11 protein-coding genes are annotated in these 20,885 nt (G+C 53.1%); 6 read left to right on the top strand and 5 right to left on the bottom strand.

What is annotated here, in order from left to right:
* Nucleotides 1-170: 170 nt before the first annotated feature.
* The 3 genes from MBOO_RS08005 to MBOO_RS07995 form a co-directional block, all read right to left on the bottom strand.
* Nucleotides 171-449: a hypothetical protein gene (locus MBOO_RS08005; RefSeq protein ID WP_012107087.1), complete on the bottom strand. Its 279-nt coding sequence runs from the start codon at nucleotides 447-449 to the stop codon at nucleotides 171-173.
* A 468-nt stretch (nucleotides 450-917) separates the two neighbouring features.
* Nucleotides 918-2,270, bottom strand: coding sequence for a response regulator (locus tag MBOO_RS08000; RefSeq protein ID WP_012107086.1), 1,353 nt, complete (start codon nucleotides 2,268-2,270; stop codon nucleotides 918-920).
* A gap of 3 nt (nucleotides 2,271-2,273) precedes the next feature.
* Nucleotides 2,274-5,957 (bottom strand): PAS domain S-box protein, encoded by a 3,684-nt coding sequence (locus MBOO_RS07995; RefSeq protein ID WP_012107085.1) that lies wholly within the window; start codon nucleotides 5,955-5,957, stop codon nucleotides 2,274-2,276.
* 307 nt (nucleotides 5,958-6,264) lie between these two features.
* Here MBOO_RS07995 and MBOO_RS07990 point away from each other — a divergent pair, with 307 nt between their 5' ends.
* The gene (locus tag MBOO_RS07990) at nucleotides 6,265-6,459 is read left to right on the top strand and encodes a hypothetical protein (protein WP_048068384.1); all 195 of its coding nucleotides are present in this window, start codon (nucleotides 6,265-6,267) and stop codon (nucleotides 6,457-6,459) included.
* A gap of 180 nt (nucleotides 6,460-6,639) precedes the next feature.
* Here the strand turns inward: MBOO_RS07990 and glgP are convergent, their stop codons facing one another.
* Nucleotides 6,640-8,799: an alpha-glucan family phosphorylase gene (glgP, locus tag MBOO_RS07985; protein WP_012107084.1), complete on the bottom strand. Its 2,160-nt coding sequence runs from the start codon at nucleotides 8,797-8,799 to the stop codon at nucleotides 6,640-6,642.
* A 152-nt stretch (nucleotides 8,800-8,951) separates the two neighbouring features.
* Here glgP and MBOO_RS07980 point away from each other — a divergent pair, with 152 nt between their 5' ends.
* The 4 genes from MBOO_RS07980 to MBOO_RS07965 all read left to right on the top strand — a co-directional run bounded on the left by MBOO_RS07980 (nucleotide 8,952) and on the right by MBOO_RS07965 (nucleotide 14,663).
* Nucleotides 8,952-10,205, top strand: coding sequence for a phosphofructokinase (locus MBOO_RS07980; protein WP_012107083.1), 1,254 nt, complete (start codon nucleotides 8,952-8,954; stop codon nucleotides 10,203-10,205).
* 357 nt (nucleotides 10,206-10,562) lie between these two features.
* Complete coding sequence (locus tag MBOO_RS07975; RefSeq protein ID WP_012107082.1) at nucleotides 10,563-11,702, top strand: glycosyltransferase family 4 protein; 1,140 nt, start codon at nucleotides 10,563-10,565, stop codon at nucleotides 11,700-11,702.
* Nucleotides 11,699-12,940 carry a glycosyltransferase family 4 protein gene (locus tag MBOO_RS07970; protein WP_012107081.1) on the top strand — a complete coding sequence of 414 codons (1,242 nt, stop codon included), beginning with the start codon at nucleotides 11,699-11,701 and terminating at the stop codon, nucleotides 12,938-12,940. The genes MBOO_RS07975 and MBOO_RS07970 overlap by 4 nt, the downstream gene beginning before the upstream one ends.
* A gap of 25 nt (nucleotides 12,941-12,965) precedes the next feature.
* Nucleotides 12,966-14,663 (top strand): amylo-alpha-1,6-glucosidase, encoded by a 1,698-nt coding sequence (locus MBOO_RS07965; protein ID WP_012107080.1) that lies wholly within the window; start codon nucleotides 12,966-12,968, stop codon nucleotides 14,661-14,663.
* A 646-nt stretch (nucleotides 14,664-15,309) separates the two neighbouring features.
* Here MBOO_RS07965 and MBOO_RS07955 read toward each other — a convergent pair.
* The gene (locus tag MBOO_RS07955) at nucleotides 15,310-15,615 is read right to left on the bottom strand and encodes a YciI family protein (RefSeq protein ID WP_012107079.1); all 306 of its coding nucleotides are present in this window, start codon (nucleotides 15,613-15,615) and stop codon (nucleotides 15,310-15,312) included.
* A gap of 172 nt (nucleotides 15,616-15,787) precedes the next feature.
* On the opposite strand from MBOO_RS07955, the gene MBOO_RS13115 reads away from it, so the two are divergent.
* Complete coding sequence (locus tag MBOO_RS13115; protein ID WP_332306251.1) at nucleotides 15,788-19,852, top strand: PAS domain S-box protein; 4,065 nt, start codon at nucleotides 15,788-15,790, stop codon at nucleotides 19,850-19,852.
* Nucleotides 19,853-20,885 lie beyond the last annotated feature (1,033 nt).

The raw sequence follows: 20,885 nt of genomic DNA, 5'->3' as shown, positions 1-20,885 counted from the left end.
ACAGAATGAAATAAAATATTTACCTTTGGCCTTACCATAAAGGGCAGGAAAAAGGGGGTCCTGTCAGGTCATCGGGTGTCAGCATCAAACCTGCTTTGAGGAAAAAATGTCGCCCCCTGCAGACTTTACAGAGCCAGCAGGGATCAGAAATAAAAAAAAACTGCCTGGTCTTACCCGGGCTCTTCAAGAATGAGTTCCAGTATGCAGTCACGATACTTTTTGCTGCTGATCCTTGATCCCTCGGGGACCTCGATTTTTTTTATAATATCCCCGTCTTTCCCAGAGGCCGATATGACAAGCCGGGTCCGGTCAAGGTAAATCCTGATACTCTCCTCGGGAACACCGGGAAGCTGGCATACTACACAGGTATCTTTTCCGTTTTTTGAGATGCCGGCCGGTGGATCGATAACGGGTTTTTTCTTTTTCTGCGGCTTTTTTGTACCCATCATACCTTTGCCCCGCCGGGAATACTATGGCAATGATTCCGGTTTACCCGGCTGACCCGGGTAATCCCACCGCGAAGTGACTCTTCTCCCTTTGCGGTAAATACGTATTTGGATATTGCAGGATTTGTCTCACGATTTGTAACAACCGCCCGGCAGATCGTGTTTTTTTTTAAAAATCGCAGAGGGTGTACACCCCTGCTGAACCATAACGGCTGTGTGGTAAAAAATCAAAAAAATGCTCTCTCTTGAGAAACCCCGGGATTATACCTGCCCGTCCGGGCTGCCGCCGCCGCATGCCGGAGACATTCCCTGGCTGCGATGATACGGTGTTACCAAAAAAAGAAACATGCGCCTTCTGTACGGGAAATGCCGTGACATCCCCATGCGCCCCGCCCCTTTCGGAGAACGTATCGGCGAAAAGAGGGGAGTGGCATCTTTCCCCAAAAGAGGATTAAAAAAGGGCAAAAAAGATCATTCCTTTTTTACCGGGAGAGCCGGCTCTTCGCCCATGATGTGCCGGAAGACAAATTTGAACTCGATCAGGCGCTGCCGGATGTATTTTTTCCCGCTCTCAGTAGGATAGTACAACTTTGATTTGCCGGATACCTTCATCTCCAGGTACCCGTTCTTCTGGAGTTCGTAGAGGTACGTATAAATCCGCGCCTGGGGGATGAGAACCTTGTACCGGTTATGGATCTCATGGACAATATCAAACCCGGAGATCGGTTTTTCGAGAATGGAGAGTATGACCGGTTCAAGCAGTTTCTTTACCACGTCCTCGATTGTGGCCTGGGGGACAACAGTGATGGACTCGGGCGGGAACGTTGAATGGGCAAAGGAAATCATCGTGTCCTTCCCGGTCGACACGATGATCTTTGCAATGCCTTCCGAGAGCAGCCGGATCCGTTCGTGATCAAGACCAGCCATGCTGGCGGCAATAATGCCGGTGATGGGGACACCGGTCTCCCTGTATTTCAGGATCATGTTTTTTACCGCTACGATATCGTCGAACTCCCCGGTGTCGGAAAAGTCGAAAAGTACCTGGAGACTGCCCCCGGAACCTGCCGGGGGAAGGGTCTGGGTGCATTTTTCGATAAGACTGTGCAGCAAAAAGAGTTCCCCTGGTTTTATACGCCGGCTAAAGAGCCGGCCGCTCCGGCCCTCTTCAAGGAAATATTTCTGCAGCACGGACTGGTGGTAGGCAAAGAAAGTCCGCCCCCCTTTTTGGATCCCTGCCTCAATGGCGAATTTGAATATCGGATCCTTTACCTGGGGATCCACATAGAGGAAAAGGACAATGCCGGAGAAGATATCCTTTAACAGCACCGTTTTTATCTCGGGCAGGGCAAGGTACTCCGCTTCCTGTACCGCCCCGGGGGCAGTACCCGGAAGAGTCGCAGGCTGCAGCGGGGTCGCGGCCCTGGCGGCCTCTGCGTTTTGTTTTGATTCCCGTTCCGCTGCCTTGCGGAAGAGGGCCACTTCAATGGCTGCTTTTATTTCCAGTTCACTGAAGGGTTTTACGATATAGCCGTACGGCCGGGCCTTTTTTGCCTTCTCAATAATCGCGTCATCGGCGTACGAGGTAACAAAAATCACCGGGATGTCCAGTTCTGAACAAATGACCTCCGCTGCCTCGATGCCGTTGAGTTTTCCCGGCATAACGATGTCCATCAGAATAAGATCGGGTGAGAGCCTGCGTGCCTTCCCGATCGCATCCTCTCCCGATGCTGCCATGCCGGCAACCGTGTACCCCATTGCATGCAGCCTCTCTTCGAGCTGCATGGTAATGATTGCTTCATCGTCGACCACAAGAATCTTTGGCATTTTTTATCCTCCCGTTTTTGCGGGAAAATCGATCGTGACTTCTGTACCCTCTTCGGGGCTTCCAATAGTAAGCGTTCCCTGTAACTGATTTACCAGGTTGCGTATCAGCTTGAGGCCAAGGCTTGCCGTACGCTCCGGATCCACCTGTTCCGGGATGCCTGTCCCGTCATCCCGGATACTGATATGGACCTGTTCGCCCGTCCGGTGTGCCAGTACCCGTATCGTCCCGTGGGTGCGCTCCCTGAAGGCATGTTTGAACGAGTTGGAAAGGATCTCGTTAATGACCAGCGCACAGGGGATTGCAAGATCGACCGGGAGGGAGAACTCTTCTGCATCCACCTCGCACCTGATGCCGGGAGAGGAAGGCAGGTAGATGCCGGAGAGATCGGTTACCATATCCCGGATCTGGCCGTCCATGCTGACCTGGCCGGACTGGTTGCTCTCGTACAAACGGGTGTGGATACGGGCCATAGTCTTGATCTTCAGCATCATGTCCGTGAGGATACCGGTGGTCTCAGGGTCCTGGGCCCGTGTCCTTGTCATATCAAGGAGGCCGGTAACGATCTGGAGGTTGTTTTTCACCCGGTGGTGGATCTCCCGGATCAGGACCTCTTTTTCCGCAAGCGCTGCAAGGATCTTTTCATTGGCCTGTTTCTTTTCGGTCACGTTCCGGAAATACCCGATAAGGCCGTCAACCTCCCCTGCTTCATTCCTTGTAGGAACATATGCCCCGGAAAAGTAGTTTTTCTCGCCCCGTGCGTTTGTCAGGTGCATTTCACTGCTGACTGCGCTACCGGTCTCAAGAACCTGCTTCTTGATCGTTGTCAGGGTGTCTGCCTCTTCTCTTGAGAGAATCTCGTAATCGGTTTTCCCGATCATATCCTGCCCGGTAAGTCCCGGCTGGGGATTGATGACCTGGGTATACCGGAGATTTTTGTCCTGCACCAGGATATGGTCCGGCGTGCTCGTTGCAATGACCCGGAATTTCTCCAGGCTTTCCTGCAGGGCGATCTCAGCCTGCCTGCGCTCGGTAATGTCACGGTAGCTCCACACACGGCCGACAATGGTGTCGCCGATCTTCTGGGGCAGCGAGTACCTCTCGAAGATCCTGCCATCCTTCAGCTTTACCGTATCATAACTCTCCCGCCCCGGGTGGTTGTACAGGTCGTTGAGGTGGCCGGTAAACTCTTTTGCATCTACTACCTGCCGTGCCATGGAAACAAGCGCGATTGCCTCGCGGGCACAATCATCGAGCACAGGTTCGGGGATGCCCCAGATGGCACAGAATTTCTTGTTATAGCCGGTAATGGTTCGTGCATTGTCGACTACAAGGATGCCGTCACCGGTGGAATCGAGGGCTGCCCTGAGTAACGATGCAGTTTGTCTGGCAGTCTCTTCTGCGTTCTTACGCTCCGTGATATCCTGACCCTGCGCTATGGTGGAGACTATGGCCGCACCGTCGGGATCGTATACGTTTGCAGAGTTCCACAGGACCATTTTTACAGAGCCGGAAACATGCATGACCGGGATCTCCACCGATTCCCAGCGTTCCCCTCCACTGGTCCTCCTTATGAGTTCCATGGAATCCCGGCGGGATTTTTCCGGGAACAGGATATCGAGCGGCTTTCCGATGATCTCGTCCGCAGAAAATCCCGTCAGGAACTCAAATGCGTGGTTGAACCGCAGGATCCGGTAGTCCGGGTCCCAGACAATGATCGGTGCATTGGCGTAATTTATCAGGCTCTCCAGGTACTGGCTTGTGCTTTTGAGAGTATCTGCGATCTGCTTTTGCGCCATCGCAGTAGCCACAAGGGCCGTCACTGACTGCATCAGGTCCAGTTCATCCTCGCTAAAACAGGCCCGGTCAGCGGTGCCAAAGGAGATCGTCCCAAGGGTGCGGCCCTGGAAGATAAGCGGGTGGCATGCATACCCGGAAATGCCCAGGGACCGGACCAGGCGTGTTTTTTCGTCATCGGTGCTGAGAATATCATAAATTACCATCCGCTTGCTGTCGCGGGCCACCCTGCCACAGACTGCATCTCCCAGGTTAAGGTACCGGATCTGCTCTGCGTCCTCCTGTGCAATACCGGCATAAGCGTTGAGTTCCATCCGCTGGCCGGTTTCATCGATAAGATAATTGAAAAAGACCTGGCAGGAAAGGAACTGCATTACCCGTTCCCCTATGCGCTGGACAACGTGCCCGGGTTTTTCGGAACCAAGGAGGAGCCGGGCGGATTCTGCAAGTATGTCCAGTTTCCCGCTCTCCCGTTTGAGCATTTCTTCAACCTTCCGGCGCCGTGAGATATCCTGGATGGTCCCGATAACCGAGGACAGGTGCCCCTCCCTGACCAAAGCAAGCCCCCTGATCTCCGTCCAGACCTCCTCATTTGTCCCGGTGGTGATCCTGATCTCATGGGTAAACGGCTTACCGGTGGCAAGGCACGTTTCAATACTTTCGCGGATAAGGATCTGATCCTCCCGGGAAAAACAGTTCAGGCCTTCGGAGAATCCCGGCCGGTGATGCCCCGGGATCCCGAAGATGTCATAAACCCCTTCGCTCACCTGGAGATAATCGGTCTTTGGGTTGGCCTTCCACCCGCCGATCTTTGCAATCTTCTCGGTTTCCCGGAGGAATTGTTCGCTTTCGTGGAGGTCCCGCTCGTTTTTGATGAGGGTCTCGATCGTCTGCCTTAGTTTCTCTTCTGCGGATACCAGGTTGTCATTAAGTTCTCCGAGATATGCATTTTTGTCTGCAAGTTCCTGCTCTTTTTTGTCAAGGGTCTGGCCGATCATCTCCGATACCCGGCCGACGATAACCGAGGTAACGACGATAAAGAGGACAAGGCTTGCCGAGATCATGATCTCATTGGAGATACCAAGCCATGCAGAAATGACGTAAAAAAGGATGGTTTCACAGAGCGTTATTGCTACACTTAAGGAGACAAAGGTCCTCAACAGCCGCGCCCTGATGGAATTTCCCATAAAATAACAGACGGGAACCGTGAAAGGTCCTGCAGCGGCAATGAGCCCCAGGCCGATAAAAAACGCAGCAAGGGCAGAGGCAGCTGCAATGGGGATGATCGCTTTTGCAAGGATAAGCGGTGTCCCAAACAGGTAACTTAAGGCGAGCGCAAACCCCATAAGCGTGAGGATGCCCCCGCTTATGACCGTGATCTCCCGTGCCCTGAGGCGCGAAGGTGACAGGAGGGAAGGATCGGTGCAGAAAAACAGCCCGGCTGCAGCTATGGCGATGAGGCCGGAGGCTATGGGGGATATCGGCGTTGACAGCGATCCAAAAAGCTCCGATCCTGCCTGAACCGACCATGATTCAACGATAAACTGCGCTCCGTTCAGGCTGAATGCAATCTCAATGCATTCCAGGCCGAAAATAAAAACCAGGATTGCCTGTACCAGGATCCGCACGGTACGCCCGGCCTGCCGTGCGGACAACAGGAGAAGGAGGGCGCCAAAAAAGATCCATATGAGTGCAGCACTCAGCGCAAGGGTCTTGCACCCTCTGCATACACTGCTCAGGATGAGACTGCCGGATATATTTCCGAGGATGCCTGCGATGCAGATCGCAATGGCAAGAATGGCGAAGGCGCAGGTAGTTTTTCTTAAAAAGTCTGCATCCTTCATCCCGGGTATGCCGTCAGCAGTGGTAAGGGGGGCCGGTACGGTCATCATCACTCTTTCCTTGAAGAACAGATCCAAAAATCCGGTTATAGAGTAAAACTTAGTATCATTATTTAAGGATTCCTCCACGTTTCAAAAAGTGAGATCAAGGGAACATTCCCGGGGATTTGCGGATTTTACCCGGGAAAGCGGAAAAAGTGGTACGTGAAGCAACCAGGAATCGTACAAACAAGACCGACCGGAAAGGTTCTGAATTATGTTACATAGGGTGAAAACCGGGCAACAGTATATCATTTGTTTTGGCAATACCACACCCTTTTGAATCCGGTTTACCGGATATGAGGAGTTGAGAACCATTATGCACGAACAGGGTATGCAACAGGATGAAACGCCCATGACCGAGATGTGGGAAAAGCTGACCGATGACCAGAAAAAAACACTCATGAAGCGTATGCTTGACGGGAAGATTATGATGAAGGAAGGTATGATCAAACACTTCCAGTTCAAGATCGAGACCCTCAAAATGGTCAAAAAAATGCTGGACGAAAGCTAAAAAGATGCCGGATTGTCCGTACATTTTCCTTTTTTTTTGGACCGGCGGTGCACTCATTATCGCCTCACCGGGTGCCCCGGCCGGGCCTTTTATTACGGGAAAAACAGGCTGTTTCTGCTGATTTTATTGCGCCCGTTTTTGTATCCCGTATTTATTTTATAAAAAAAACGAGCGTGGAGGTCATCTGTCCTGTGCACCCGCCACGAGGGTGGGATAGTACCTGGTAACATATTCCTTGACCATACGGCGGGCGGAAAATGCTGCACTGGTGCTCTTTATGGATTCCTTCATCATCTTTACCCAGCCATGGGGGATCCCGTCCATGGATGCAGAATAATAAAGCGGCATTACCTCTTTTTCAAGCAGATTATAGAGCGCAGTGGAGTCCGATGCGTCCCGCGTTTCCTGAGACGGATCGCCTTCGAACGCCCATCCGTTTTTTCCCTGGTAGCCCTCAATCCACCACCCGTCAAGGATGCTCAGGTTCAGTACCCCGTTTAAGGAAGCCTTCATTCCGCTTGTCCCGCACGCCTCCATGGGGGGTACAGGGTTGTTCATCCAGACATCCACGCCGTGGACAAGGTACTGGGCCATCTGTTCCCCGTAATCTTCCACAAACCCGATCCTGCCGCCAAATTCCGGCTGCTGGGCAAATTCGTATATCCGCTGGAGGATCTCTTTACCCTCGTTATCTGCAGGGTGAGCTTTTCCGGCAAAAATAATCTGCACCGGGCGCCAGGGATTGGTCAGGATCCTCTTGAGGCGTGTCCTGTCATGAAAAATCAAATCTGCCCGTTTATAGGAAGAAAAACGACGGGCAAATCCGATGGTGAGGACGGAGGGGTTGAGCATCAGGCCTTCTGCCACAAGGTTGCCGGGCTCATTGAGCTGGCTTCCCCATTTTATCCTTTTGCGCTCCCGGATCCTGTTGAAGAGTTTCTGTTTGAGCCAGAGGTGCATCTCCCAGAGTTTCTTGTCCGGGATCTCCTCAATCATCTGCCAGATCTCCGGGTTATCGTGGTCCTCGTGCCAGAGGGGATCAACGCACCTGAAATAATCCGAGTACAGGGTTTCCATCCGGGGGTTGAGCCACGTGGGAAGATGGACCCCGTTTGTGATATGGTCGATGGGGACTTCCTGCTCGCTTGTGCCGGGCCACATGCAGTGCCACATTGCCCGGGCAACCGTACCATGTTTTTTTGAGACCGCGTTGTGGTACTGCGTGAGCCTGAGGGCAAACGCGGTCATGTTAAACCCGGTCCCCTCATCACAGGGGTGGTGCCCGAGGCCAAAAAAGGTCTCAGCGTCGATACCCATCTGCCCATAATAGGAGGAGAAATACGTATTCATAAGATCGCGGGGAAAGATATCATTGCCGGCGGGGACCGGGGTGTGAGTGGTAAAGACCGAGGTTCTTTTCACCTGCTCCATGGCATCGGGAAAGGTCATGCCTGCCGCCACGCGCTCCCGGATTCCTTCCAGCAGCGCAAATGCCGGATGACCTTCGTTAAGGTGCACGGCGGCAAATCCTATGCCAAGTTCGGCAAGCATCTTCCGGCCGCCAATCCCAAGAACGATCTCCTGTTTGAGGCGCTGTGCGGTCTGCTCTGCGTACAGGCGGTGGGAGATGGTCCTGTTTTCGGGAAGATTTTCTGCAATATCCGTATCGAGCAGGAAGAGGGGAATTTTTCCCACGTTGACCTTCCATGCCGCTGCATACATCCGGGGCTCGATGAACGGGACCTGAATGACCATCTGGTTGCCGGCAGCGTTCAGGACCCGGGTAATCGGCGCAGCATCGCGGTCAAGCACTTCCGTGATATTATCCTGCCAGCCATCGGGACGGATATGCTGGTGGAGGTAACCTTCGGAGTACATGAATCCCACTGCGACCAGCGGGACCCCGAGATCGCTGCATTCCTTTAAATGATCCCCTGCAAGGAACCCGAGGCCGCCTGCATAAAACGGGAGCGAGTGATGGAGGCCGTACTCCGCAGAGAAATAGGCAATGGGCTGCGATTTTTCTTTTGGGTAATGTTCTGAAAACCACCCGCTGTGGTTTGCCATGTACCGGGAAAAACGGTTCATGATGATATCATAACGGCGAAGATATGCGGGATTGGCAAGAACGCCGTCAAGATATTCGGGAGGGATATCCCGGAGCATCTTCACCGGGTTATGGAGGCTTTTTTTCCATGCCTGCTGGTTGATCTGCTTAAAGAGCACCCGTGCCTCGGGGTGCCAGCTCCACCAGAGATTGTATGCCAGATCGACAAGGCCGGATAACCGTTCCGGCACATGTGGGAACCTGTCTGCAAGCCCGTCCTTATGATCGGCCATGTACGTGAATCATCCTCCCGTTAGTTCATCTTGGATCATGCCATGGTTAAATACTATCGGGAAAGTCCCTCCCGGGACAAAAAGGGGTGCGGGAAAAGCACCTTTATCATCTTCCGGCATCCTATTCCCGCATGCGATAAGGAGATATTCCCGTGGATACCGGTACGTGGTCTTTGTTGTACCAATCCGTAAAAAGGCCGCAGACCGGCCCGGTACTGACCGGCTTTAATGCCAACATCGACCGGATCATTCCGGTCACCCCGGGTCTGCTGCGTGATATCCACAACCAGCCCGGGCCGGGTTTTGGTGCCCTTCTTAAACGGCTAAACCATTCGATGCGATACTGCTCTGCTGACGAGATGGTTATGGGGGATCCCTCTGTTTTTTCTGCGATCTCCGGTTTTTTCTCTGCAACCGGTTCTCTTGTGCCCGGGGGACAGGCAGGAATTGCAGCGATCCAGGTACGCAGGCTCAATCCCGCAACGGTGACCTGTGCCGTACCCGGCGCCGGCCCGCAGACAAGAGCGATGCTGCAGGACGCCGGTGTCAATCCCCTGTCCTTTGGACAGGAATCCGGCAATAATCCCGATCGTATCCACCTTGTGTTCGAATATGATCCCGGCCTTGTACCTGTTGCCCGCGGTGTCGTGCCCCGGAGCAACCGGTTCATCGTGTCACCGGCCCATGACCCGTCTGATGTCATTATCCCGGAGGAACAGGAGGCTGCTTTCCTCGAACAGATTGCCGGCTGCCGGCGTGCATTCCTTTCCGGTTACCAGTTCCTGAAAACAAAGCAGGAATTTGTCACTGCCGCACGGCAGCTGGTGCAGATCCGTAGCGTCAATCCCCAGATGCGGACGCATGTTGAATGTGTCTCCGGGGTCCGGCCCCGGATCCTCGGGCTGCTGCTCGAACATATCCTCAAAAATACCGACAGCATCGGGCTGAACGAACAGGAACTGGGAAGTTTTATCCGGATTTTGGGTGGGCCGGGGCAAAACTCCCGGGCAGACCCGCAGTCCTCGCCGGTTACGCTGGTACGGGACGCTCTTTCCCTTGCGCATGCCACAGGAGTATCCCGGCTCCACCTTCACACGTTCGGGTACTATATCCTGATCCAGAAACAGGGGACCGGGCAGCCTGAATTATCCCGGAATGCCCTCCTCTTTGCAGCGCAGGAGGCTGCCGGTGCTGCGGGAGGGACCGGATCGGTCCTGTCACCGGAAGGCCTCCGGGCATATGCAGACATTAAGACTGCATTTGGCCCGGATGAATCACCGGGAATTTTCAGGGCCGGTGACCTGATGGTGCTGGCAGTTCCCAGCCTCATCGCCCGCAATGTCCAAAAAACCACCGGCCTTGGCGATATTATCTCCTCCACCGCCTTTGTTGCAGACCCGTTCTAAAAGGAAGTATCATTTTTTTATCGTGCCGGCCCGGTGACGCGGATAACGCAGATTGAAGAAATGTATCTCATATATTAAAGAAAAATGCTCCGTCTCAAAAATTGTAAACAACGATCATTTTTATATCCTGTATCAGGGATCATAAAAGACTAAAAGTACACATTCCGGAGGAAATGCTGCGGCGCTTTTGTGATCCCGGGTGGATCCCCAAGGGCCGTTTTTACCGGGATGAGGATCCGGGAGAATTAAAAAAACCGGAGAAAGAACATCCCTGTTTGATCAGGGCCAGAGCAAGGGTCTGCGGGGCTTTGGGAAAACGGATGCCGTAAACCTGATGGACACCTGGAGGAACGATCTGTGGAATCACTCAAAATAGCCATGTTCTGCTGGGAATCGCTCTATGCCGAACGTGTGGGCGGTCTTGCCCCGGCTGCAACGCATCTGGCCGAGACCCTGGCAGAACATCACGAGGTGCATTTTTTCACCCGTGGCCAGGTGCCGGACCAGACAATCAACAATGTCAGCTACCATTACTGCCGGCCGGAAGGCGCAAACATCGTGGAGTACTGCAACAGCATGAGCCTGTTGATGGTGGAAAATTTCCACCGGTTCGATACCGGCAGGAGATTCGATATCCTGCACTTCCATGACTGGCATCCCGTGCAGGCGCTCCACCTCCTCAAGGACCGGAACACCATCCTCACGTTCCATTCCACGGAATACGGCAGGAGCGGCAACCATTTTGGCGACTGGTGGGAATTTAAGGAGATCTCCGGCAAGGAATGGTATGGCGGGCTTATTGCAAAGCGCGTGACAGCGGTTTCTGCCACGCTCAAACAGGAGGTCATGGCGCTCTACAACATTCCCGAAGGGAAATGCGACGTAGTGCCAAACGGTATCGTGCCGCGGCAGTACCGGGCAGAGATCAACGCAGCGGAAGTAAAGCAGTCCTATGGGATCCCGGCATCTGACCCGCTTATCCTTTTTATCGGCAGGCTGGCCTACCAGAAGGGCCCGGACATTCTTATCGGGGCAATTAAAACCGTCTGCCGTGAGCACCGGGATGCAAAACTGATTGTTGCCGGCGAGGGAGACATGCGGCAGGTACTGGTGGAGCAGGCATCAGATCTCCCGGTAAATTTTATCGGGTATATCCCGGATTCCGAATACATCCGGCTCCTGAACGCCTGCGATCTCGTGGTCATCCCGAGCAGGAACGAACCGTTTGGCCTTGTGCTGCTCGAAGCATGGAGTGCGGAAAAAGGGGTGGTAGCATCCAACGTTGGCGGGCTTTCGGAAAATATTGATTCGTTTGTCGATGGCGTCAAGGTGGAGCCGCAGGCAGAAACCCTTGCCGAAGGAATCAGTGCCGTTATCGGCGAGCCGCAGCAGGCAGGAGCACTCGGGAAACAGGGGAGGAAAAAGATCGACCGCCTGTTCCTGTGGGGCCCGATCGGCGGGAAGATGACAGAAACGTATTCCCGGGTGGTTGCATGAAAATCGCGTATTTTGTTGACGAATTCCCACCCTTCTTCCGGGGGGGGCTTGGGACATATGCGGACGAGATCTCCCGCCAGTTTGTCCGGAAAGGGCATTCCCTTACGGTTTTTTCACGGAACACCGGGAGCGCTCCCACATCGGAGACCCGGCCCGGCATCGATATCCACCGCCCAAACCTGATAAACATCTCCGATATCATTCCCGTAATCAACCCGGAAGAGATACGGATGTGGGACGGGAACGGGCAGAATTTTTTCGCAGAAACCATCCTGTACAACCTGCTTTCCGCATCCAAACTGGTAAATTACCTTGTTGCAAAGGAGAACCGGCAGTACGACCTGCTGGTCTCCCATGACTGGCTTGCAGCACTTGCCGGTATCACGGCCAAAAGGAATCTCCAAAAGCCGTTTGTTTTCCACTTCCATTCCACAGAACAGGGAAGGAATCCTTCCGGCTCACCGACCATAAAGGATATCGAGCGCCTGTCTGCCACCATTGCGGACCGTATTGTCACGGTCAGCTATGCCATGCGGGACGAACTGGTAAGTTTCGGGTACTCCGAGCAGAAGATCCGGGTGATCCACAATGGCGTGGACGAGAAGAAATACGATCCTGCACGGTTTTTGCCCCGCGAGATCGAAGCATTCCGCGAAAAGATCGGGGTGGGGCACTCCCCGGTGATCTTTTTTGTCGGCCGGCTCACGTGGGTGAAGGGAGCAGACACGCTGGTCCGGGCCATGATCCATATTGTAAAAGAGATCCCTGATGCAAAACTGGTTATCCTCGGTGTCGGCGACATGGAGCAGATGCTCACGCACATGGTGCACAACCACCATCTTGAAGAAAACGTGCTTTTACACTTCAGGATGGCACCGGAAGAGGAGCGCATCCTGTATTATGCTGCGGCCGATGTCGTTGTCCTGCCCTCGAAATACGAACCTTTTGGCATTGTCTGCACCGAAGCGATGTCCATGGGAAAACCCGTGGTTGTCGGGGCCCGGGGGACCTCGGGTTTCCGCGAGCAGGTGATTCCCGCCGGCGAAGGGATCTGCGGCTACCACATCAACCCGTACGATCCCCTTGATATCGCAAAGTTTACCATCGGGATCTTAAAGCACCGGGATCTTGCAGAAACCATGGGGAGGAACGGCAGGAGCCGGGTGATCGAACATTTTACCTGGGATACTGCTGCGGAAAATACCCTCAGGGTCTACCGGGAACTTGCAGACGGATAACCATTACCGGGGAGATGCGTGAAAAATGTTCCAGTACGGGCGGGAGGTCCGGGTTCCCGGGACCGCCCGGCAGCTTGAATTTCTCATGGCCTCATCCCATGCGTACGCGTCCTCGTCCGTGGGCGGTAACACGAGAAAATACCATGGGCTTTTTGTCCGGGACGCACGTGTGCTCCTTGCCGGGCTCGACGAACGGGTAAACGGTGTCCCGCTCTCCGCACAGCAGTACGAGGGTGCACCGGATGAAGGGGGGCTCCGGTACCTTGCGGGGTTCTGTGCCTATCCTCCGTCGTGGCAGTACTGGATCGACGATAGTGTCGTACAAAAGACGATCGCGTTTAACGGGAGCCTTTCGGTCACGTACGCTATTTCGGGCGATGCAGAACTGTGGGTCCGCCCTCTCATCACCGACCGGCCGGTGCATTCCGTTATGAAAAATCCTGTCCCGGACTGCACCCGGGAACCCGGCGGGTTCCGGTGGGCCGGTCTTTTTTTTGGCGGGGATCTTCCGTACGGGGCAGACCCGGTCACCTACCGGAACGTGTGGTACCAGCGGGAGTACGAACGGGGGTACGAACCGGTGGAAGATCTCTTTTCCCCGGGAGTTTTCCAGGGCCGCGTACGGGATGCTACGGTCCTGTTCCGGTGCACCGGGGACGCATGCGATCCCCCGGGCCCGCCCCGTCCGCGGTCGCCGCAGTCCCTGCCCGGCTGGCTGGACCGGGCAGCGGATGTATTCTGCAGGGGTGAGGAGATCGTTGCCGGTTACCCCTGGTTCTGCGAATCATGGGGGCGCGATTCGGCGATCAGTGTGACCGGCCTGCTCATTGAACCCGGGAGACGGGACGAGGCCCGGGCCGTGCTCAGGCGGCTTTCTTCCCTGATGCGGGACGGCGTTGTCCCAAACAGGGTTCCGGATAATTACCACGCGAGCGATGCCTCGCTGTGGTTTATTTATGCCCTCACCCGGTACCGGCGCTCCTTTGGGGACGATCCCTTCATGGGGGAGATGAAGCCGGTGATCGAAACGATTCTTGCGGAATATCCCTCATCCCCTGTTGCCCGGCTGGATCATGACCTGATCGCTGTTGCTCCCGGGAGCACGTGGATGGATACTGCGTTTACACCCCGAGCGGGAAAACCGGTGGAGATCAATGCGCTCTGGGTACATGCCCTTGCAGAAGCGGAGGCCCAGGGGATCCCGGTGCCGGTGAGTTCCGCATCGGCACAGAGAGCGTTCCGGCAGTTCTGGAACGAGGAAAAGAAGTGCCTGTACGATGTGATTGACCCGATCGATCCCTCTGTCAGGCCAAACCAGGTAATTGCGATCGCCCTTGGCCTGGTCAGTACGGAACAGGCAGAATCTGCACTTGGTACGGTCTCCCGGGAACTCCTGACACCGTACGGGCTTCGCACGCTCTCGCGATCGGATCCCGGCTACCAGGGCCGGTACACCGGCGACCGCAGTTATCATAACGGCTGCGTCTGGCCGTGGCTCACCGGCTTTTTCTGTGAAGCGCTCATCAGAAACGGCGTCCCCCGGGAGCGGGCAGCACAGATCCTCATACCGATCCTTGCTCACGGGCGGGAGGCGGGGATCGGGTACATCTCCGAGATTTTTGATGGCGATCCGCCGTTTTTTCCCAACGGGTGCATTGCCCAGGCATGGAGCGTGGCAGAGGTTGGTCGGGCGTACCGGATGGCGAGGAGAGATCCGTTTTAAAGGAAAAAGTATCCGGAAAAATCCCGGTACGGCTGCGAAAATTTCCCGGGAATGTTTGCAACTCTTTTGCCGGCCCAATTACGTTTTCCTCTCAAAGCCCCGGGATTATTCACCGGGTCCGGCACCGGGTACGCCCCAATTGGTCTCGCGGGATTTCGTGAGAGGCTCCGCCGCACTTCATCAGCGGGGGATCATCGATACGGTGTGGGGGGAGATACCCTGTGCAATTCCCACGGGAATATTCAAGAAAATAAGCCCGTAAAACACTTCTTTTCAGTTCGCGTGGAAAAAATCGTTTTAATTGCATATTTTGCAAAAATACAGCTGATTTTAATGTCAGCTATTGGCTGCCCCGAGGGCCCTAAAATTGAGGTTAATTTTGACCCATTCTTTTGCCTATCCGGTACCCGGATCGGCCTTAAAACGTGAATATGAGGATCTTTTTTCCGGGGGAGGGGGTGGAAAAAGGAGGATGTCGGGGAATGATTCTGATAAGGTGGCAGTTGATTTGTATTTTCTACCGGGGTAAACGATCATTCCCTTGCGAGATCGTTTCAGAGCATCATGCAAATAGTGTTGATTTGTATTTTCTACCGGAGTGAACGATTATTTCCCAACCGGGTTTTATCAGGATCCGGTTTTCCCTTCATGTCATAACTTCTCTGACTTCAACGTATCCGCCATTCTCCAGTATCGGGCACCCCTTTGCTATTGCCACCGCTTTTTCGTAATTTTCCGATTCTACCATTATGTAGCCGCCGATGGTGTCCTTATCAAATGTCAGATTTGTTACCCCTTTTGCGGAGACAAGCCTTCCCTCTTGCAGGAATCTGCTTCCCGGAACACGGCCTGACGCAACCTTTTTGGCCCATTCGACAAACCGATCCGAGTATTCCTTCGAAAGCTCTGAATGTCTCAAACCGCCTTTGAATAATAGTGCGTAGAGTGGCACGCCATCACCAATCTGACTTTTGCTTCAGGGTTTTTATTTCTTTTTGGGATTCTGATTGCTCTGCGGAGAGGTTTTGCGTTAAATCCTCGTTTGAGGAAAATATGCTGCCACCCGCAGACGTTACAGAGCCTCAAAAGACAAGATATAATAGACGGTCGAACCATATCGAAGAATTACGTCTCAGATTTACCGTATTCTCTATGTCGACGATGAACCTGGTCTTCTTGAAATAGGCAAACTCTTTCTCGAAAAAGAGGGTATGTTCTCCGTTGATGTTGTCACGTCAGCCTCCGGGGCCCTTTCCCGTATGGAGTCAACAAGCTATGACGCCCTTATCGCCGACTACCAGATGCCAGAGATGGATGGTATAGAATTTCTCAAACAGGTAAGAAGTTCCGGTAACCGCATCCCTTTCATTCTCTTCACCGGGCGGGGCCGGGAAGAGATTGTCATCCAGGCATTAAACGAAGGGGCGGATTTTTATCTCCAGAAAGGGGGAGCACCGCAGGCACAGTTTGCCGAACTTCAGTCCAAAATTTTACAATCAATATACCGCAGGCAGGCAGAAGAGAGGGTGGTGTATCTCAGCCGGATCAATTCCCTGCTCAGCCAGGTCAACAAGAACATTGTCCATATCCCGACCCGCAATGAACTTTTCAAAGCGATCTGTGCCGTTGCAATAGAGTACGGGAAATTCCAGATGGCCTGGATCGGGACAATCGACAGGAAGTCCCGGAGGATCAATCCCGTTGCATCAGCTGGTATGGGCACCAGGGAATATCTTTCCCACGTGGCCCTTTTGGCAGATGATATTCCCGAAGGACGAGGGCCTACGGGACGAGCCGTAAGGGAGGGCAGGCCGGTAGTTACAAACGATATCCGACAGGATCCGGCAATGATCCTGTGGCATGAGACCGCAGAAAAGTTTGGTTATCGCTCATCAGGCGCCTTCCCGATCTGTTGCAGGGGTGAGGTGATCGGTGCATTTTCTCTGTATGCTTCAGAACCTGAATTTTTCTCTCCCGAGGAAGTGGCACTCCTCGAAGAAGTTGCAGAGGAGATCTCGTTTGCACTCGATAACCTGGAACGGGAAAAAGAACGTTTTGCAGCGGTCGAAGCCCTCGCCCGGAGCGAAGAGCGCCTGAAGTTTGCACTTGAAGGCGCCAATGACGGCCTGTGGGACGTATGGATGGAGACCGGGGAGGTGTACCTGAGCCCCCGGGGATGCGAGATCCTCGGGTACACACCGGAGGAACTGCCCGAGATCGCCAGAGTGTGGAACGACCTGGTGTACCCTGACGATCTTCCCCGGACCCGGGCAGAACTGGATGCCTATCTTGAAGGGCGCACGGACATTTTCTCGATCGAACAGCGCCTGGTAACCAAAACCGGGGAGCCGAAATGGATCCTAACCCGGGGAAAGGCCTCCGTCCGTAACGATCAGGGCAGGGTACTGCGGATGACCGGGACGCACTCGGATATAACGGAGCAGAAAAAAGCCGAGAATGAACTGCGGACGGCAAACGAGCACCTCACTGCATTGGAAGAGGAAATCCGGGCACAGTATGATGCGCTTGCAGAACACCAGAAAGCGCTGGCGACATCTGAAGAAAAATACCGGAGTGTCCTCAACAACATCCAGGACATGTTTTACCGGAGTGATCGCTTGGGGAACCTGATCATGGCAAGCCCGAGCTGCCTTAAGACGCTTGGCTATGATTCCTTTGACGAGATATTAAACAAACCCATATCAGAGACGTTCTACTATTTCCCGGAAAAACGTAAGGAATTGCTTTTGCACCTTGACGAAAAAGGATCCGTTGAGGATTACGAGGTCCCGTTGAAACGCAGGGATGGCAGTATAATCTGGACCTCAACAAACAGCCATTATTACCGGGATGGAACCGGTGCAATTGCAGGTGTCGAGGGGATTTTCCGGGATATTACCCTGCGCAAATCCTATGAGGAAGCATTGAAACGTGAGGCCGCCCAGCTCGACCAAATCATCAACCTTGTTCCCCATATGATCTTTGCGACTGACCCGGCCGGGAATTTTCTGCTGGTAAATCAGGCTGTTGCCCGGAGTTATAACAAAAGTGTTTCCGAAATTGTAGGAAAACCCCAGGCCGACTTCCAGAGGGACGCAGCGGAACTCCGGCGTATGCTCGATGACAACCGTGAAGTCATCACTTCAGGAACGTCCAGATTTATTCCGGAGGAAACCTTCACCGACGCGTTCGGAAAAAAGCATTATCTCCAGACTACCAAAGTCCCCTTCACCACACTTGGAAACAACCAGAAGGCTGTACTCGGGGTTGCCATCGATATAACCGAACGGAAGCGTATCGAAGAAGAACTCCTCAGGAAGAACGAGGCGCTGGCTGCCTCCTATGAGCAGCTTACCGCAACAGAAGAAGAACTTCGTTTTAATTTCGATGAATTGATCCAGCGGGAACAGGCACTAAAAGAGAGCGAGGAACGGTACCGGAATGTAGTTGAGGACCAGACCGAATTTATCTCCCGGTGTCAACCGGATGGCGTCCATGTTTTTGCCAATGAGGCCTACAGCCGCTATTACGGTAGGAAACGTGACGATATTGTAGGTCATCGGTTCCGGCCTGATATCCCGGTTGAAGACAAGGAGCGTGTGAAACAGTTTTTTGCATCATTAACACCGGACCACCCGGTTGATGTCATTGAACACCGGGTCATTATGCCTGATGGAACCTTGCGATGGCAACAGTGGACGGATCGTGCAATTTTCAATTCTTCCGGGGAGGTTACTGAATACCAGTCGGTAGGCCGGGACATTACCGAACGGAAACTGGAGGAGCAGGCGCTGCAGGAAAATGAACAACGCCTGACTTCGATTTATAATACGGTCGGGGATTCCATCTTTCAGCTGGCTGTTGAATCTCATGGGCAGTATCGCTTTACCTCAGTCAATTCGGCCTTTTGCAGGACCACAGGATTGCCTCCCGGGCAGGTGATCGGTAAGAACGTAAACGAGATCATCCCCGAACCTTCACTCTTATTGGTTCTGGAAAAATACCGGCAGGCTGTCGAAAAAAAGGCCATTGTCCGTTGGGAGGAAACGTCCCATTACCCGAGCGGGCAACTTACCGGAGAGGTCAGTATCGCGCCTATCTTTGATCAGGCAGGTAATTGCACATACCTTATCGGGTCCGTGCATGACATCACTGAACGCAAGCACGCAGAAGAGGAACTGCGGGAACGAAATTCCCTGATGCGTGCACTCATCGATAACCTCCCGTTTGATACGTGGGCCATGGATCGTTCGGGCCAATATATCCTGCAGAACCTGGTTTCGATCAAAAACTGGGGAGATAGTATCGGCAAAACCCCCGGCCAGATCCATCTTCGTAACGATCTGCTCGAAAAATGGCAGGAGAATAACAGGAAAGCGTTTGAAGGAACTGTCGTAAGAGATGAGTTGTCCGTATCCTCCAAAAACGGGGTGCGGATATATGATGAGATCATTGCCCCCATCCGGTCAGGTGATGTCATAACCGGGATCATCGGAGTAAATATTGACATCACCGAACGAAAACAGGCTCATGAGGCACAGCTCCTGGCAACTAAGAAGCTCAAGCTCCTGACAAGCATCACCCGCCATGATATCAACAACCAGATCCTCGCTTTGCAGAGTTACCTTGCCCTGATGGAAATGAAACGGCCCGATCCTGCATTTGATGAGTATTTCCGGAAAACCAGAATTGCTGCAGAGCGCATATCTGCAATGATCCAGTTCACCAAAGAATACGAGGTGATCGGCATGAAAAACCCCGGCTGGGAAAACTGTCGCACACTTGTCGAGACTGCGGCGACACAGGTTCCCCTTGCAAACATCAGGCTGGAAAACGATATTCCTGCCGGAACTAAGGTATTCGCCGATCCACTGATTGTCAGGGTCTTTTACAACCTGATGGATAATGCAGTCCGGTACGGAAAGACAATTACGACAATACGGTTCTCTGTAAGGAAATCCGACGATGGTCTTGTTATCCTGTGCGAGGATGACGGGAAGGGCGTCCCGGCAGACGAAAAAGAGAAGATCTTTGAGCGCGGGTTTGGGAAGAACACCGGACTCGGGCTTTTCCTTTCCCGGGAAATTCTTTCAATCACCGGTATTACAATCCAGGAAACCGGGGAGCCGGGAAAAGGAGCACGGTTTGAGATTATCGTACCTCAGGGATCCTTCCGCAGCCGGGGTTAACCATTTGATGGCGATACTATCCGCATGGGCAAAGCATATTTTGCCCTTTTGTACATATCACCGTTTTTTGTTCGCATCTGTATGAGCATTTTTGAAGGCTCTGTAACGTCTGTGGGTGGCGATATAGTTTCCTCGGCAAAGGCTTAGTGCAACTACCAGATAACCAGACAGATCCGTTTTTTTATTCGTGCTTTCAGGAGCGCCTATATTTCCCTGAATACCAAAGAAGGAATTATGCCCCCTCTAAAAGATTTGGCGGATAAAAGAAAGGCATGGGATACCCTTTCTGAATCCCTGAAAAGCAAAGGCGTTGTTATTCAGACATGGTCCCGGAGTCGCGGCAATGGATGTTATTTTCATGCCATTGTATCCGGGGACAGTATAATAGTTAGTGGGACCCCCTTGAAAGCGCCATCATGCAATATTAAAATCGGTAAAAAAAGATCTATTGATTATGCACAGTTTGAACAAGTGGCAAATATCTTTGAAAAATACGTAACCGGGGAGACCTCGCGAATGGATATGCTAAAATTGGGGTGGAACTCTTCTTACATTATCTCGTTAATTGTGCGCCTTCTCTAACCAATCCGGTGAAATACCGTTCTCATTCATGTCATGGATTGCCACAAGTGAAATTACCGGCAATGATCTTTGCAGGGGATTTTGATAAATTGACGACTGATTTGACCTTTCTGTTGACGTGAAAAATCAGGGATCAACTATTACCTTACCAGGGCACCTGTTCTCGATCACTTTTAATTTTCGCATGAGTCAGTTTCGGTGCAGGCCAAGCACGATCAAAAGATCCCGATCGCGCCCGGGATGAAAATCCGGTGCGTTGTCACTGATGCACAACGATATCAGGCCGAGCCTTTTCGTGGACTGCAGCATCGTTCGATCTCGCGTACTACCGGGCGCTGATCGAGAAGGCTTATGGAGAGATAGCCTATGCATTTACTCCTGGAACGGGGGGAAAATAAGCCCGTAAAACCGTCCGATTCGCCCCTCAAAAATTTCGCGCCAATAAAACCCC

This window comes from Methanoregula boonei 6A8 (genome assembly GCF_000017625.1).
In the GTDB taxonomy this organism is placed as follows: Archaea; Halobacteriota; Methanomicrobia; order Methanomicrobiales; family Methanospirillaceae; genus Methanoregula; species Methanoregula boonei.
Note: the sequence above shows the minus strand (reverse complement) of the source record. Positions and strands in the feature narration are given on the sequence as shown.